The following is a 15,698-nucleotide window of genomic DNA, read 5'->3' as shown; positions in this document are numbered from 1 at the left end:
AGCCTTTTTATGACCGAGATCACAATTGAGTCCTACGCTGGAAAGATGAATCGCCTTGGCTATGAGGCGTTCTTGCAAGGCATGCGTCATGCCCGTTCCGAAGGCCATCGCCATGTAGATTTGGCGCATTGGTTGTTTGCGCTGCTGTCGGAGCAGAAAAGCGATGTCTCGCTTACTCTGACGGCGCTTGATCTTGATCGCGGGCGCGTTCTCAAGGATCTCGATCAGGCCGTGAGTGGGATGGATCGCAATGTCACCACCATTCCCGGGATTTCGGAATATCTTGCCGATGCGCTTAATCACGCCTGGACCTATGCAACGCTGTTTTATGGCGAAGCGCAGATCCGCACTGGCCATGTGTTGACGGCCTTGGTGTCGGACGCGGGGTTGCGTCGGCAACTATGCGCCCTTTCGGCGGTTTTCGGAAAAATCAGCGCCGATCAGCTTGCACAGGATGCCCGTACCCTCTGGGCCGGGTCCGATGAGGACGATATGCGCCCGATGGATGGCGCAGGGCTTGGTGCGGCGCGCGACAGCACGGCCCCCGGCGCAACAGGTCAAACCGCGCTTGGCCGTTTCGCTCAGGATCTGACCGCAGAGGCAAAGGCCGGGCGGCTCGACCCGGTTGTCGGGCGGGATGAGGAAATCCGCCAGATCATTGATACGCTTTTGCGGCGGCGTCAGAACAACCCGATCCTGACGGGCGAGGCAGGGGTTGGCAAAACCGCTGTGGTCGAAGGGTTTGCGCAGGCGCTTGCGGCGGGAGACGTGCCGCCCGCGCTTGAGGGAACCGTGCTCTATATGCTTGATATCCAGGCGATGCAGGCAGGGGCGTCGATGAAGGGTGAGTTCGAACAGCGCCTCAAATCGGTGATTGACGAGGTTCAATCCTCCCCGGACCCGATCATTCTCTTCATTGATGAGGCCCATACGCTCATCGGTGCGGGCGGTCAGGCCGGGACGGGCGACGCCGCAAATCTGCTGAAACCTGCCTTGGCACGGGGCACATTGCGTACGATCGCTGCAACCACTTGGTCGGAATATCGTCAGTACTTCGAAAAAGATCCCGCGCTGACACGGCGTTTCCAGCCGGTCAGCGTCGAGGAGCCTGATGTTGCGACCTGTTGCACCATGTTGCGCGGGATCCTTGGGCCGATGCAAAGCCATCACACTGTGCGTATCTCCGACGAGGCACTTGTCGCGGCGGTCGAGCTGTCTCAACGCTATATCCCGTCGCGCCAATTGCCTGACAAGGCGGTGTCGCTTCTGGATACGGCCTGCGCGCGGGTGGCGGTATCGCAATCTTCTCTCCCGGCGCGCATTGCCAATCTTGAAGCGAAGATCGCCGCCCTGACGACCGAGATTGCCGCCAAAGTGGCCTCGGGCGATCTCGGCGAAGACGCGGATGCACGCATCCAGGAAGCCACGGCGGAGCAGGAGGCCGCCGAGGCCGAACGCGTCGCGTTGCAAAGTGAATATGAGGTTCAAAAAGGGCTGGTCGATCAGATCATAGACTTGCGCGCATCACTTGCCTCGGACAACGGGGAAGAAGACGATGAAATCTCGCGCGACGAGATGCGCGAGGCCATGCTCACCAAGCTCGCCACGCTTGAAAACGGCGAAACGGAAAACCGCATGGTGTTTGCGCATGTTGATGCGCAGACGGTGGCGCAGGTGGTGTCCGATTGGACGGGCATTCCGACCGGTCGGATGGTGCGGGATCAGCTCGAGGCGGTGCTGGGTCTGTCGGAGGCTCTTTCAGAGCGGGTCATCGGTCAGGATCATGCGCTTTCGGCGATCGCACGACGGATCGAGACCGCGCGGGCCGGGCTGGCGAACCCCGACAAACCGCTGGGCGTCTTTATGCTCGCCGGTCCCTCTGGCGTGGGCAAGACCGAGACCGCGCTTGCGCTCGCAGAGGTGCTCTATGGCGGTGCTCAGAATATGATCACCATCAACATGTCTGAGTTTCAGGAAGCCCATACGGTCAGCCTGCTGAAGGGCGCGCCCCCGGGATACGTGGGTTACGGCGAGGGCGGCCGACTGACCGAGGCTGTGCGGCGCAAGCCCTATTCGGTCGTACTGCTGGACGAGATCGAAAAGGCACATCCGGATGTGCACGAGCTGTTTTTCCAAGTGTTTGACAAGGGCGTCATGGAGGACGGCAACGGGCGTGAGATCAATTTCCGCAACACGCTCATTCTGATGACATCAAACGTCGGCACCGACGTCATTATGGATATGGCGGATCAGGGCAGGCAGGTGCCGGATCTTGACGAGGTGACGCATGCGCTGCGGCCGTTCCAGCTTGACGTCTTCCCGCCCGCTCTTCTGGGACGGATCGTGACCATTCCCTACCTGCCGCTGGCCGCGGATGTGCTCGGTGGCATCGCAAAGCTGAAACTTGGTGCGGTGGCCACACGTATCGCGTCGGCCCATGATGCGGGGCTGACCTATGATGAGGCGGTGATCGATCATATTGTCTCGCAGTGTCATGATCCGGATTCCGGGGGGCGCATGATCGACAATATTATCACCAACACAATTCTACCCCGCCTTTCACGAGAGATCCTCGCACGCATGGTCGCAGGCGACCAGTTTTCACGCGTACGCATCGGGGTCGAGGAACGTAATTTCACCTATTGGTTTGACGAGGCCGAACAATGAGAAAGCAATTTACAGACGATTCCGGGCAACGTTGGAGTTATGATGAGGGCGCCGCGCTGCGGCTGATCGGTCATTACGCGCGTCTCAAGGCGATGAACGAGACAACCCGCGTGGTGACCACGCGCGAGAGCCTGATACAAAAGCTATATCTGGCAAACGAGCTGGCGCAGGTCGACACCGACGTGAACCGGATGTTGCAACGCAAAGCTGAGGTCGAAGCCGTCACGGGCCGGCGTTTTGCCACGCTGATGCTCGGTGCTGCCGATGACGCGCAGTCCTATCTTTTTGGCCTGCGTCGTGATGTCAATCGGCTGATGACGGCCAACCAATCGGTCTATCGCCGCGCACAGGATATCAATCAGGCTGCGATCGACCATGCGGAAACCGCGATCAAGATCACCAAGGGCGTGCGTGATGGATCCATCTTGACGCTGGGTGTCATTGCCACGGTTTCGACCGGTGGCCTGACGCTCGCCGTGGCTTCGGGGACCGGCGTTGGGCTTCAGGCGACAGCGACCTATCAGGACACCGGGTCGGTCAGCAAAGCCGCCGTCAAAGGCGCCCTGTTCATGCTGCCCCTTGGCACCAAACAGATCTCGCTCGCGGCCGGCGCTGCTGGCGCAAGCACCACCGTCACAACCGCAATGAGCCTTGCCATCGACACCGGAGCTGAGACGTTTGAAGGGGTCTATGTGAATGATGCCGATCTCGACAAAGCCTTTGGCGCGGCATTGACCAATCAGTTGATGGGCTTCGGGATCGGCAATGTCGCAGCGGCCAATACACGCTGGATGGGGCAACGGTTGCGCGGTGCGATACGCATCGTCGATAGTCATGGGCAGCAGATGTCAAACCGCGCCTGGCCGTTGATCTCGCAGATGGGCGGCAAGCTTGTGGGGGAAAGCCTCAAAGTCTCTCCCGCGTCGCAACGTGCAAACGCCATGGCTGCCGGTGGGGTGAGAATGGCGGGCCGCGGGATGGCAAATGACAGTCCCGTCGGTGCCCTGCGCAGCCCGCGTGACGAAGCCGAGGCCTATATCATGCGGCATGTGTTGAGCCAGATCTGAAAGGCGCGCAGCTGAAGATCTAGGATGGATAGGTCCTGAACCTAGCCATCCGTCAGCCCGGCAGTGTCGAGTATCTGATCAACGTCCCGCGTATAGGCCGCGCTTCCGGGCAGCGAAATCGCTGCTTGGGTCGGGGCCTTGCCGGTCATCTTGGTTTCTGCCCAAGCGATAAGGTCGGCAACGGATTTACCCCTTAGAAATGGATTTGCATCAACCACTTGGGAGCCGAGCGTCGCCTCGACCGACAGGTCGGGATCTGTTCCCAATGCGCGCACCGCACCCTCCGGGCCCAAGAAATGCGCCAGATACAGACGCCCACTGGTCACGCCAAATCCGTTCTTCACCAGATAGGCTCGGTTCTGCCGTGTTAGGTTGAACACCATCTCGACCGACAGGGCAGGGTCCATGCGCAGGTCCAGGACCTCCTGCCGACTCAGGTTTTGCATCAGCTCCGGGTGGTAGGTTTTGATCATGTGCAGCCAGGTGGAGATAATGAATTGACCCGGCCCCAGCGCGCTTGAGAGCGGGTTCTTCGCATCAGATCTTCCGCCACTTTCAACGTGGACAATCCTGGACACCAGGTTGCGGACCGCCTCGTCGTCGGTGGCGCTATCATCCGCTGAAGCGCGCGGAGTAAACATCGTGCCCGCGCAAAGATACTTGCCGTCTGGCCCTGCCATGACATAGCAGCTTTGCTCTCGTCCGGCGGATCCGCCAAGGCCAACAAAAAGCACTTGTGCCAGGTCATCTTCTTCCTCTGTGGCGCCATGTCCCGCCAAGAGCAGAGTGATGTGATCGCCGGCCCCAACTTTGCGATCAAGCGCGAAACGCTGTGCGACCATCACCACAAGATTACCCGCCGCATGGTCCGAAAGGCCACTTTGAAGGGCGCTTGTGTATAGCGCATCAAGATAGCTTTGGGGCGGCGGCAAATCGCGCCTTGCGGCGCGCGCCCGCACGGCAAGGTCCTCTTGCCCCCAGGGGTCGGCAGCGCGCACCCACTGCCCAGCAGCGCCGAGGGCAAGACTGCAACAGTACAGGTCATCCGTATAAAGCGTGAGCTGTGCAAGAGCGGAGGCGTGTTCTGATCCTCTCGCAAACCGCAAGGCCAGGATGCTGTTTTGCGGCAGCATCAGGGGGGCTGTGTCGTTGTCCTCCGTTGGCTCTGGCAGCAGCGGTTGCAGGGCCCGGATTGCCGCTTGTGCCTCTTCTTGGGACACCCCGTTTTCGGTCAGGACCTCAACCCCTGAACGCGGCGTGGCAAGCCACAAGATCTGATCTTCGGCAAGGGCGTAGCTCTGGCCCGGCGCCCGCGTGTAGATCTTGTGGTCGCGCGCCGGGGTGGCGGCCTGCGCTCCGCTTAATGCACGGCTGCGCTGAGCCTGGTAGAGAGCAAAATCCTCAAGCCGCGACGCGGCATGAAGCGCGAGTTTTGAGGACTGATGTGACAGGTCCGCATTGATCAATCTCAGCCGATCCGGGCGCAGTGGGCCCGCCCGCTCCGGAGCGAAATCGGCGGGCCCCGGAAGGCTCTGATCCTCCTGAAGCTCCGGTTGCGCCAACCTCAGCCGAAGCGGATCACGAGGCAGGTTGACGAGGGCGCGAAACGGATCCGGTGGCGGCGCGATCTGGGAGGGTGAAACAGGTGCAGGCTCCGGCGCGCGCGTCACCTGACTTGGCCCAGCATGGGGGGGCGAGCGCCATTGCCATATCACTCCGGCGGCAAGTCCAATACCTACGAAAAGCCCAAGAGCCGCCCCCGCACGGAGAAAAATACGCCGCCGACGCCGCGCGCGGGCACGGCGCCCTGCTGCACTGAACGCCGGATCAATCCGAAGGTCGGGATCCGTTCCGTTGCTCACCTGAATACTCCAAGCGATGGCGTGATGGTCCGGATCTGGCGCTCCGATGCAGGAGCAGAGGGCTGGCTTGACGGCGCACGCTGGGTTGGAGCCGGAGCCGACGGCGTTGAGGTCACGCGGGCGCGTGGGGCAGGGCAGGCAACATCGGCGGCCAGGATGATCTGCCGATAGAGTGCGGTGTCTGGCTCTGTCGTCACGGCCCGCGCGTCATCGGAGCGCTCGCTGAAATATGCGGTTACGGCACCGCGTGATCCATTGCCCCAGATGCCGTCAATGCCAGCACGGTAACACCCCATTCTTGCAAGTTCTGTCTGAATCGCGCGGGCTGTCTCTTCTGCTGGCGGGTCAAAGGCGCCCTCGGACACCAAACTGGCAAACGTGATCGGGTTTTGCCGCCTGAGCGCGGTTCTGGCCGCGAGATCTCTATAATCGTCTGGAGCGTCTTGGGCATCGGGGCTGTTGTAGTCTGGTCCGATTAGGCCAAGAATGACGGAAGGCTGCGGCGCGCCCGGCGCAGGCGGAATGGCAACGAGCGTCTCACTCGGAATCTCGCTCAGGTCCGCTGTTGGTGGAGGAACGTAGCGAAAAACTGCAGGCAAGATCTGTTCAAACCCTTCATCGCGTGATGGCGCCGAAATTGTCAGCTGTGCAGACCGCGCTGATGAAACCGCGCGATCCGGCAGAGCCAAGCCCTGGTGCCATAGGCCAGCCAACACATCAGAGAGGGGTTGCACTTGCCCCTCTTCGACGCGCTCCGCCCCGCGTGCCAAGGCCTGAAGCACCGGATCGGGGCCGGGCGAACAGGTTTCTGAAGGCGATATGGAGGCGACGAGCGAATACGGGGCGGCGACCGGTTGGCGCAACGGCCCCGGATCTGCCGAGGCACAATGGGCCAGAAGAACGACCACAGGGGACATCCCAGCGGCCCCGGCCTGTTCGATCAGGTCTTCAAGATCGCCCTCCCCGGCACCCGATGCCGCACCGATACGCAGGATGACCAGCCCGCCCGGTGCCCGCACGGCCATCTCCTCGAGCGCCTGGCGACGTGCGGATGGCGCAATGTCTTGCACATAGCGCACCTCCAAGAGCCCCAAGCGTGCGACGTCTTCAGCGGCGCTTTCTGCGCTCTCTGGGGTGTCGGTCCCCTCTTCTGTCGTATAGATAAGCCCGCTCCATTGCGCATCTGCGGGTGCCGCCCAGAAAGTGCAGGCCAGAAGAAGCAGCGCGCCACAGGGTGACGCCCCCCGCGCACGCAGAAAAGTCAGCACCTGAAGCAAAGGACTACATCTCATCGGGAACAGCACCGTCGGGATAGACTGAGAGCGTGAAACCATCGGCAGTGCCGGTGTCAATTTCACGGGAGTTCCCTTGGAGGTAGCCGCGGGTCAGACACTCACTATCGCCCCTGATCTCAAAATACTCCGGCTTGACGCAGATCGGAGTGGCGCCATCAAGGATAACCTGCCCAAAGGGGTCCGTCGCCAACACATAGAGGAATCGCGCACTCAGCGCACGGTTGATCAGGTCCGCGCATTGCTCGGGCGCGATAACCCACCACCCGTTGCTGACAAAGGTGCCATCTTTGTACCGGCCAAGGGCAACGTTGATCACATCCGGCGTCTTGTTGCACAGATGAAACCCAGGGCTCTCCTCTGCAACCACTACTTGCGCGTCGGCGAAGACAACCATTGCGCCCAGACACAAGGCCCTGGTGGCCAGAACGAACCGGGCTGCGAAGGCAGAGAACATGTCAGGCACCTCCTTCGGACAATGCGCGTTTGAAATCTCAGTGTGACCGCCTGTTTTTGCCAAAAGTAACAAACTACGCGGCGCAAAGACCTTATATCCTGATGAAATAAGAGGTTTGAGATACTGACGCCACCAAAAATAAAGACGTCGTGATGCCGGACGGGAGTTAAACCTAAGGATGCAGCAGGCGATGGTGTTTCAGAACATCGAAAGCGGAACGCCGGGCGGCATGCCAAGCATAGCGTGAGCATTGCGCGAATAATCGCGGGTGATGCTCACAGAGGCGATTTCCCCTGTCTCCTACACGTCATAGGCGATATACTTGGCGGTATGTTTAAGGTCCTCGCTATCACAGCCAGTCTTTGCGTCCTCTGTGTTGCAGGGGGGGTGGGTTTTGCTGCCTACCATGGATCTTCCGTTGTGAAACTGGCGCCGCAGCCAGCGGATGCAACCGTTTCTGAAGGGGCAAAACCACTCTTCAGGCGCAGCACACGTAGCAGCATCGCCCCCGTTCAAGACACTGCGCCGGCTCCGGCGACCAAAGATCTCTTGCCCACGGGCACCATGTCAGTGCGCAGCGACTCAGTGCCGCTATCAGTGCCGTTACCGGACGACCACACGGCCTCGATGACTTACCCGCGTCCGATTGCGCGCGATAGGCTTCCGGTTGTGCCGTTGGAGACCGGTTCTCATGCATCCAGCACGGCTCAACCGCAATGGGTCGTGGGCGACGCAGAGCCCAAGACACATGCCACGGACTATCTGATCGGGGTCTATCGGTAGAGCGATCTGCAGATGCATCTTTGCACGCATTTCCTGTAAAAAAGTCGATGCGCCATACATGAATTGGTGCATATGTTGCCCTTATCGTCCAAGGGACTTCAGGACGGTGATTTTATGAATTTTCTGATCGGTGACTTTGCAATGTCGGATATTATTTCTCCTATTTCGCTGCCAATCTTTATCTCTCTGGGCCTTCTGTCGATTGCCATGATTGCAGTGACCTTGCGCAAGATCGGCCAGTTTCGAAAACTGCGCACCGGGGGGCGGAATGGCGCCGAAGCTGCGCTCAAACTTTGGCTAGCGGGACACTCGCAGGACGCGATGGAACGGGCCCGCGCGCAAAATTCCGTTCTTGGACGCATTCTCACGGCCGTGATGTCAGGCGTGCAGGCCCGTCCCGGAGAAAGCGAATATGCAGAGGAGTTGGGCCGGCAGACCGCGCTCGTCGAGCTTGCACAGATGGGGCGCTATATGCGGTTCCTTGAAATCTGTGTTTCCTCCGCCCCGATGCTCGGCCTTCTTGGCACGGTTTTGGGGATGATCGACGCGTTCGCCGAACTCTCTGCCGTACAGGGCGCCGCTGATCCGGCCAGCCTCGCGCAAGGGATCTGGACGGCCCTGACAACCACAGCGGCCGGCCTTGTCCTGGCGCTTGTTGCCGATTTCATTACCTCCTGGTTCGAAGCGCGCATCGAACGCGAACGTGTCCTGGCCGAGACCATGATTTCCGCGGCAATCTTCGGGCGCGCGGGCAGCATCGCAGACGCGGCGTAACGGGAGCTTTGAAATGCCGCGCCATCGCGCCACGCTTCTGCCGCCCGCTCGGCGAACCCGGCGATTTTCGTTAATCCCGCTCGCCGATACGATGTTTCAGTTGCTGATCTTCTTCATGCTGTCGTCGGGATTGACCCCCTATTCGCTTCTCGGCTTCGGACAGGTGCCGGCTGGCCCCGAAGCGCATGGCGCGGGGAACGGTTCAGAGCCCGCAAGTGCTGCCGGGTCACTTGAAGATCGCGTGCTCTGGCGGATCACCGCAGGCGGGTTGAGTTTCAACGCACAGCACTTTGAGTTCTCAGAACTTGAGGCACTGAGTGCGGGGCTTTCGAGCCGCGCGGACCCGGTCTCGGTGGTTCTGATACCCGAAGCGGCTGCGCGCATTCAGGACATTGTCTCTGTTATGGCCGCCCTGAATGCCGCCGGGGTTGAGACCGTACAGCTTGGCATTTCGCCGCAGGAGGGATGAGTGACCAAACAACACTCTTTGCTGCCCCCTTCGCCAAAGCGCGTCAGGCCCGATATGGCATTGGCCATCGTCAATGTCGTCCTGTTGCTGATCATGTTCTTTCTGGCCACGAACGCATTGTGGAACCAGTCTGCACCGACGGAAATCAGGTTGTCGCAAACGCGAGATTTGCCGATATCCCAACTGCCGACGCCAATGTTGCAAATTGATCTGGATGATAAGATGTCCCTTGATGGGGACCCCTTCCCAGAGGCAGAGCTTGGCGTCCGACTTGCAGAGCTTGACCGGGTGTATCTCCTGATGGATCGCACCGCGCCGGGACGGCAGCTGACGTCGCTTCTGGCAGATCCGGTGTTCCAGGATATCGAAGTTGTGCTTGTCACGATCCGTCAGCGCGATACGCAGGATGCGATGCCATGAGCGCGCTTCCATTTGCCCAAGAGTCTGCGCGAGATTGGTGGGGCGTTGCCCTCATTGCGTTTTCTGCGCACGTCGTGGTCGCAGCGGCAGGCATTGGCGTTATGGTCTGGCATCCAGATCCAGCCCCCACACCGCCAGAAATCAGCTTTACCGTGTCGTTGCAGCGCCTTGACACCGATAGCCTCGCGGGGACGCAAGTGTCAGAGGGCATCGCAAATGCGGCAGACACCCCCGGCAACGACGCGCCAGATGACCAGCCCGAAGGGGTGTCGGCCTCATCCCCTGAAGTGCCCGACCTTCCATCGGATACAGACCAACAGGCCCCATTGCTTCCCGCTCCGGACAGGCGGCCCGCGCGCCTGGCGTCGGTTCCGCAGCTGGGACGGGACGTTGCAGAGATAACACCTCCAGACGCCCCGGTTGTTCCCGACGCACCCGCTTCCCTTGATCTTGCCCAACCTCCGGTGAGTGTGGCGCCGCCCCCGCTTGCGTCCACTCAAACACCAGAGGCGAGCTCCCCCATCATTCCGCTTGATCGAGGGCAAAGCACAGGCGGCGCACCACGCAGCGGACCACAGCTCGCCATATTGCAACCGCCAGGTGCTGCGGCAGAAGACCAAAGCCCTGACTGGCCGTCCCCACCGCCCGAAGCCCCTTCCCTTGACGGGGACACGACACCGAATGCCGGCGAAAGCGACCATGCGTCGACCGACACATCAAAGGCAGGTGACACAGCCAGCCTCCCCGAGGGCGAAGGCAACGACACAGAGACGCGCGCCACCGTGGCCCGTGCGGTTGATCTGGCAGCAGGCGACTTGATCAGGCGTATTCGTGAGCAGGCTCATCCTGACTGCCTCGTGGCCTTGCCACGCCGAACGTCCACGGGTGGCCTGGGGCTTGAGATGATCGGCGCGTCTGAGCGGGTGATGCAAGATTACGCCAAAGCGCTTCTCGGACCCGAAGACGCGGATCTCGTGCAGACGCGCCAGTTGATTGATCCACGCCAATGTGCCGGGCTTGATCTCGTGGCCAAGGGGCCGAATTATCCTGCAACCCGGCTCGGACTGGGGCTTGAGAACCCGGCGCCCGCCTCCAGTGGCTGGCTGCGCGGAGGTGTGCGCGGCACCGGTGGGCGTTATGTCATGCTGCTGGTCATTGATAACAATGGCGTTGTTCAGGACCTTCAGCGATTCAGCCGGTTTGGCGACAATCGCGTGGATTTCGCAGTGCCGGTCACCCGTGCTGGCCCAAGGCGCGATACTTCACAGTTGATTCTGGCGCTCGCCTCATCGACCCCCTTTGACGATCTGCGCAGTGGCATCGGCGGACTTGCCCATGAGACACTCCAGCGCGCCCAGGACCAGCTCGGACCGGATATTGCGATGGCCTTGACAGGTTTCGTACTGCAATGAGCGACATCGTTCCAATGCAGCCCAATCAGGTTAGGCCACTGGGAAAAGCCCCGATCTTCTGCGGAGCTCAGAAGCGCAGAATGATGTCGCAAGGCCTCCTCGGCACCAGTTCACCGCTCAGAAGACAAGCTGACAGTTGCCCCATGATGAGAGGCGTAGTGCTCTTGAGATCGGCATCGGAAAATCCCATTGCATCTATGTGTTTGCTGCACCCGAGGCGATCAAAGGGTAATCGTTCCGTTCTTGCGGTGCCTAGTCTTAGACTCTAACGGACCCCGCTTCAGTTTTTGATCGGGTGTCCTCCCGCCGCTGCCCATTCCCGAGCGTTAGTCTTCATAGAACCACAGCCGACCGGTGGCAATCTGCTGGACCTCCGCACATTCCATTGGCCTTACCACTAACGTATTCATGGGCCGTGCTCGTTATGAATGCGGGATCAGTGGGGGGCAGGACAATGCGTGCTGCCTGGGTGTTGCGCCGACTGGAACCTCTCCCTAGAGTCTCGCGAGCAAACACTAAACGGTCGCGCGTATGACACCTTTCAAACCCAAAAACTTGGTGCGCTGGATGCGGGTTTTATGCCTCATCCCGATGATTGTTTTGCCCAGTGTCGCGACAGCTGAACCGCTAAGAGTGTTTGCGGCTGCGAGTTTGAAGACCGCACTGGATGAGATCTCGGCGACGTACGAAACGGACACCGCGACCGAAGTTTCAATTTCTTATGGAGGTTCATCGCTCCTTGCGCGCCAAATTGGCGCCGGCGCGCCGGCTGACGTCTTCATTTCGGCAAACGTCGGGTGGATGGATGACTTGGCGCGGCAAGGGCGTATCGACGAGACGACACGTCTGGATTTGCTACGCAACAGTTTGAGTGTGATCGCGGCGCGGGGCAAACCGGCGCTGAGCAGCTTGGCTGATCTGCAAACGGCCCTCGGCACCGGCAAACTGGCGATGGCTCAGACCAACGCCGTACCCGCGGGAATTTACGGCAAGGCTGCACTGAATTCCGCCAATATTTGGCAAGATCTACAAGCTCAAGTCGCCCAAACGGACAATGTGCGTTCCGCACTTGCACTTGTCGCCAGCGGTGCCGCCCCATACGGGATCGTTTATCAAACAGATGCCCGCGCCGAGACCCGCGTGACCGTCGCATTTCCCATACCAGACAGCATGCATCCGCCGATTATCTATCCCGTTGCCGCAATCAACACCAATGATAGAAGCCGTGCGTTCATCGAGTTTCTGACATCCCAAACCGCAGACCAGGTGTTTGAGGCGCAAGGGTTCACCCCGGTGGAATACCGTTGAGTGGAACCGTCCCCTATTGGCTCGGGCCAGAGGAGTGGCTGGCCGTGCGCCTGTCACTCAAAGTGGCGTTTTGGGCGATGGTGATCAGCTTGCCGTTTGGCATCGCAGTTGCTTACGCCCTTGCGCGGTGGCAATTTCCCGGCAAACACCTCCTGAATGGGCTTGTGCATCTGCCGCTCATTCTACCGCCAGTGGTTACAGGCTATCTGCTGCTCTTGGCCTTTGGACCGTATGGGCCGATCGGTCGCTTGCTGGACCCTGTCGGTCTCAGTGTCGCCTTCCGTTGGACCGGCGCGTCCCTTGCCGCAGGGCTTATGGGGTTTCCGCTCATGGTGCGCGCGCTGCGCCTTTCCTTCGAGCTTGTCGACCCCGGGCTAGAGCATGCGGCAGCGACACTCGGCGCCCATCCGGTGATGGTATTTCTTACGGTAACGCTGCCGCTGGCCCTGCCTGGCGTCATCGCCGGAGCCGTCTTGGCCTTTGCCAAGGCGATGGGAGAGTTCGGCGCCACGATCACCTTCGTCGCCAATATTCCCGGTGAGACGCAGACCCTGCCATCCGCCATCTATGCTTTCCTGCAGGTGCCGGGCGGTGAAGCCTCTGCCCTGCGGCTGGTGGTGATCTCCATCGTGATTTCCTTCGCCGCCCTGATCGTGTCAGAAGTCTTAAGTCGCCGATTGGCACAGAAACTGAGACATGCATGAGTTTTGAAATTGATCTCTCTGTCCGGCAGGGGGCATTCCAGCTACATGCGAACTTTGCGGCGCCAAACGGGCTAACAGTGCTGTTCGGGCGGTCCGGTTCTGGAAAATCAACCCTCATCAACGCCGTGGCGGGTCTGATCCGGCCAGACCATGGACGTATCAAGATTGGCGAGCGTGTCCTGTTTGACTCTGACCGCAAGATTGCGCTCCCGCCACGCAAGCGGCGGCTGGGGTATATATTTCAGGACGCCCGCCTTTTTCCGCATATGAGCGTGCAAAAGAATTTACTTTACGGTCAACGGTTTGCGCCAAAGCTGCGCAAGGGCAGGGAGGTCGAACAGATCGTCGATCTTCTCGGGCTGGAGAAGCTTCTGCACCGCATGCCGGCATATCTATCCGGTGGCGAGAAGCAGCGTGTGTCCATTGGCCGCGCGCTCTTGGCAGCCCCTGAACTTCTGCTTGCGGATGAACCACTCACCGCCCTGGATCAGACCCGAAAGCTCGAAATACTCCCATATTTTGAGCGCATCCGAGATGAATTGAAACTTCCTGTCCTGTATGTCAGCCACTCTGCAGCCGAGGTCGCGCGGCTTGCGACAACCGTTGTGGTTCTCGATAGCGGTCAGGTCACCCACCTTGGTTCCGCCGCCGAGGTTCTGTCTGACCCCCGCGTGGTCCCGACAGGCGTTCGCAGCGTCGGCTCAATCATCGTGGCCAAGTTGGTCAGTCATCACGCCGACGGGTTGAGCGAGTTGCAGTCCAACGGAATTCAGCTGTTCGTGCCAAAAGTGAATAAGCCAATTGGTGCGTCATTGCGGCTGCGGATCTCTGCGCATGAGATCATTCTTTCTGTCACGCCACCAGTCGGGCTTTCGGCGCTCAACGTCTTGTCCGGAACGATATCGGCAATCCGGGCTGGGGACGGGCCCGGCGCACTGGTCACGCTTGCAACCGCCGCCGGTCCGATTTTGGCACGTGTCACCCAGCGCTCCGTCTCGGCGCTTGGCCTGCAACCGGGCGTAGAGGCCTATGCGATTATGAAGTCTGTCGCGATCGCCCAGCAGGATATCGGCGGAGCTCAACAGCGCACGCCAGATGATATTTCATAGATAATCTATACTTTTCAAGTCCGCCTCCATCCCGTATAGCGCAGATCAGCAGCCGAGCATCGTGCCGGGACAAATGGGACGCGCGCCACATGATCGAAATTCAGAACGTTAGCCTGACTTTGGATGACCGTCCGGTGCTGCGGAATATTTCGCTGTCGCTGTCAGAACAGCGTATCGCGATCGTCGGTAGCAATGGCAGCGGCAAGAGCAGCTTTGCACGCCTGCTGAATGGGCTGCGCACACCCACAGAGGGGAGCGTCCGCGTCGACGGGCTCGACACCCGAAAGCGGGCGCGAGACATTCGCCGCAAGGTTGGGTTCGTCTTTCAGAACCCCGACAACCAGATCGTCTTTCCGATCGTTGAAGAAGACGTGGCCTTTGGCCTGAAGAACCTCGGAATTCCGCTGGATACACGCACCGAGATGGCGCGTGATATTCTGCAGCGATACGGGTTGAGCGCGCACTCCAAACACCCGGCGCATAATCTAAGTGGAGGGCAGAAGCAGCTTCTCGCCATTGCTGGCGTATTGGTGATGAACCCGGACTATGTTGTCTTGGACGAGCCGACCACATTGCTTGACCTGCGCAACAAGCTGCGCATCAGCAATGCCATCGACGCGCTTGAGCAAGCCGCCATCGTTGTCACGCACGACCTTGATCTCGTGAAAGATTTTGATCGCGTGCTTGTATTCGAGAACGGTCGGGTGTTGGCAGACGACGTCCCGAATGCGGCGCTGAACCGCTATGTCGAGGCAATGCTGGATGCTTGACCTGTATTCGGAGGGGAACTCGCGCCTGCATACCATGAAGCCTGGATGGAAAATTCTTGGCCTGGCCATATCCGGAAGTCTTCTTTTTGCGGTAGATAACATACTGTTCTCGATAGCATTTCTTGCCGTCACACTTGCCCTTTTCGCCGCCGCAGGCCTGCCGCTCAGACGCGCGTGGGCGCAAATCCGACCTGTGATTTGGATTTTTGTGCTGATCATGATCGCGCAGGCCTTGTTCAACAGCTGGTGGGTGGGCCTGTTCGTCATCATACGATTTGCAGTCTTGCTGATGTTGGCAGGTCTGCTCACGCTCACGACGCGATCCAGCGAGATGATAGACGGCATAGAGGCTGGCCTGCGTCCACTCAGCCGCCTCGGCCTGCGGACGCGCGGGATCAGCTTGGCGATTTCGCTGACGTTGCGGTTTATTCCAGTCCTAGCATCTGTCGTGCGAGAGGTACGCGAAGCGCAATACGCACGCGGCCTTGAGCGCAATATCCTCGCCCTCACAATTCCCGCTATCGTGCGTACTTTGAAGATGTCCGAAGACATTTCGGATGCCATCGACGCGCGCGGGTTCTGACGAAAAACACGTCTAATCATG

The 15,698-nt window shown here is 59.9% G+C and carries 14 protein-coding genes; 11 read left to right on the top strand and 3 right to left on the bottom strand.

The genetic code is table 11. The features are described from left to right. Positions 1–9: 9 nt before the first annotated feature. Positions 10–2,667, top strand: a complete 2,658-nt coding sequence (gene tssH / locus R1T40_RS00070; protein WP_317384046.1) for a type VI secretion system ATPase TssH — start codon at positions 10–12, stop codon at positions 2,665–2,667. Then, on the top strand, positions 2,664–3,734 hold the full coding sequence (locus R1T40_RS00065; protein WP_317384045.1) for a hypothetical protein: 1,071 nt from the start codon (positions 2,664–2,666) through the stop codon (positions 3,732–3,734). The genes tssH and R1T40_RS00065 overlap by 4 nt, the downstream gene beginning before the upstream one ends. Before the next feature lie 41 nt (positions 3,735–3,775). On the opposite strand, the gene R1T40_RS00060 is transcribed toward R1T40_RS00065, so the two are convergent. The 3 genes from R1T40_RS00060 to R1T40_RS00050 all read right to left on the bottom strand — a co-directional run bounded on the left by R1T40_RS00060 (position 3,776) and on the right by R1T40_RS00050 (position 7,345). Next, positions 3,776–5,404 (bottom strand): hypothetical protein, encoded by a 1,629-nt coding sequence (locus R1T40_RS00060; protein ID WP_317384044.1) that lies wholly within the window; start codon positions 5,402–5,404, stop codon positions 3,776–3,778. A 188-nt stretch (positions 5,405–5,592) separates the two neighbouring features. Beyond that, positions 5,593–6,888 carry a hypothetical protein gene (locus tag R1T40_RS00055; RefSeq protein ID WP_317384043.1) on the bottom strand — a complete coding sequence of 432 codons (1,296 nt, stop codon included), beginning with the start codon at positions 6,886–6,888 and terminating at the stop codon, positions 5,593–5,595. After that, the gene (locus R1T40_RS00050; protein WP_317384042.1) at positions 6,878–7,345 is read right to left on the bottom strand and encodes a DUF1036 domain-containing protein; all 468 of its coding nucleotides are present in this window, start codon (positions 7,343–7,345) and stop codon (positions 6,878–6,880) included. Before R1T40_RS00050 ends, R1T40_RS00055 begins: the two co-directional genes overlap by 11 nt. 897 nt (positions 7,346–8,242) lie before the next feature. Here R1T40_RS00050 and R1T40_RS00045 point away from each other — a divergent pair. The 9 genes from R1T40_RS00045 to R1T40_RS00005 all read left to right on the top strand — a co-directional run bounded on the left by R1T40_RS00045 (position 8,243) and on the right by R1T40_RS00005 (position 15,677). Beyond that, positions 8,243–8,902: a MotA/TolQ/ExbB proton channel family protein gene (locus tag R1T40_RS00045; RefSeq protein ID WP_317384041.1), complete on the top strand. Its 660-nt coding sequence runs from the start codon at positions 8,243–8,245 to the stop codon at positions 8,900–8,902. Positions 8,903–8,915: 13 nt separating this feature from the next. Beyond that, positions 8,916–9,371: an ExbD/TolR family protein gene (locus tag R1T40_RS00040; RefSeq protein ID WP_317384040.1), complete on the top strand. Its 456-nt coding sequence runs from the start codon at positions 8,916–8,918 to the stop codon at positions 9,369–9,371. Then, positions 9,372–9,791: an ExbD/TolR family protein gene (locus tag R1T40_RS00035; protein ID WP_317384039.1), complete on the top strand. Its 420-nt coding sequence runs from the start codon at positions 9,372–9,374 to the stop codon at positions 9,789–9,791. Further along, on the top strand, positions 9,788–11,203 hold the full coding sequence (locus R1T40_RS00030) for a hypothetical protein (RefSeq protein WP_317384038.1): 1,416 nt from the start codon (positions 9,788–9,790) through the stop codon (positions 11,201–11,203). The genes R1T40_RS00035 and R1T40_RS00030 overlap by 4 nt, the downstream gene beginning before the upstream one ends. Positions 11,204–11,734: 531 nt before the next feature. Then, a complete protein-coding gene (gene modA / locus R1T40_RS00025) occupies positions 11,735–12,511 on the top strand; it encodes a molybdate ABC transporter substrate-binding protein (RefSeq protein ID WP_317384037.1) in 777 nt (258 codons plus the stop codon). After that, positions 12,508–13,215, top strand: a complete 708-nt coding sequence (modB, locus tag R1T40_RS00020) for a molybdate ABC transporter permease subunit (RefSeq protein ID WP_106164626.1) — start codon at positions 12,508–12,510, stop codon at positions 13,213–13,215. The genes modA and modB overlap by 4 nt, the downstream gene beginning before the upstream one ends. Beyond that, positions 13,212–14,324, top strand: a complete 1,113-nt coding sequence (gene modC, locus R1T40_RS00015) for a molybdenum ABC transporter ATP-binding protein (RefSeq protein ID WP_317384036.1) — start codon at positions 13,212–13,214, stop codon at positions 14,322–14,324. The genes modB and modC overlap by 4 nt, the downstream gene beginning before the upstream one ends. Positions 14,325–14,413: 89 nt before the next feature. Continuing rightward, positions 14,414–15,094 carry an energy-coupling factor ABC transporter ATP-binding protein gene (locus R1T40_RS00010; RefSeq protein WP_317384035.1) on the top strand — a complete coding sequence of 227 codons (681 nt, stop codon included), beginning with the start codon at positions 14,414–14,416 and terminating at the stop codon, positions 15,092–15,094. Continuing rightward, on the top strand, positions 15,087–15,677 hold the full coding sequence (locus R1T40_RS00005; protein WP_106164623.1) for an energy-coupling factor transporter transmembrane component T family protein: 591 nt from the start codon (positions 15,087–15,089) through the stop codon (positions 15,675–15,677). The genes R1T40_RS00010 and R1T40_RS00005 overlap by 8 nt, the downstream gene beginning before the upstream one ends. The last annotated feature ends 21 nt before the right edge of the window (positions 15,678–15,698 follow it).

Origin of the sequence: Tritonibacter scottomollicae (assembly GCF_032924845.1) — a bacterium.
GTDB lineage: Bacteria > Pseudomonadota > Alphaproteobacteria > Rhodobacterales > Rhodobacteraceae > Epibacterium > Epibacterium scottomollicae.
Note: the sequence above shows the minus strand (reverse complement) of the source record. Positions and strands in the feature narration are given on the sequence as shown.

What these genes read in the sequence shown, in the direction of transcription:
- modA (WP_317384037.1), top strand. Translation starts at nt 11,735, where the DNA reads ATGACACCTTTCAAACCCAAAAACTTGGTGCGCTGGATGCGGGTTTTA.
- R1T40_RS00065 (WP_317384045.1), top strand. Translation starts at nt 2,664, where the DNA reads ATGAGAAAGCAATTTACAGACGATTCCGGGCAACGTTGGAGTTATGAT.
- modC (WP_317384036.1), top strand. Translation starts at nt 13,212, where the DNA reads ATGAGTTTTGAAATTGATCTCTCTGTCCGGCAGGGGGCATTCCAGCTA.
- R1T40_RS00055 (WP_317384043.1), bottom strand. Translation starts at nt 6,888, where the DNA reads ATGAGATGTAGTCCTTTGCTTCAGGTGCTGACTTTTCTGCGTGCGCGG.
- tssH (WP_317384046.1), top strand. Translation starts at nt 10, where the DNA reads ATGACCGAGATCACAATTGAGTCCTACGCTGGAAAGATGAATCGCCTT.
- R1T40_RS00010 (WP_317384035.1), top strand. Translation starts at nt 14,414, where the DNA reads ATGATCGAAATTCAGAACGTTAGCCTGACTTTGGATGACCGTCCGGTG.
- R1T40_RS00045 (WP_317384041.1), top strand. Translation starts at nt 8,243, where the DNA reads ATGAATTTTCTGATCGGTGACTTTGCAATGTCGGATATTATTTCTCCT.
- R1T40_RS00030 (WP_317384038.1), top strand. Translation starts at nt 9,788, where the DNA reads ATGAGCGCGCTTCCATTTGCCCAAGAGTCTGCGCGAGATTGGTGGGGC.
- R1T40_RS00040 (WP_317384040.1), top strand. Translation starts at nt 8,916, where the DNA reads ATGCCGCGCCATCGCGCCACGCTTCTGCCGCCCGCTCGGCGAACCCGG.
- R1T40_RS00005 (WP_106164623.1), top strand. Translation starts at nt 15,087, where the DNA reads ATGCTTGACCTGTATTCGGAGGGGAACTCGCGCCTGCATACCATGAAG.
- R1T40_RS00050 (WP_317384042.1), bottom strand. Translation starts at nt 7,345, where the DNA reads ATGTTCTCTGCCTTCGCAGCCCGGTTCGTTCTGGCCACCAGGGCCTTG.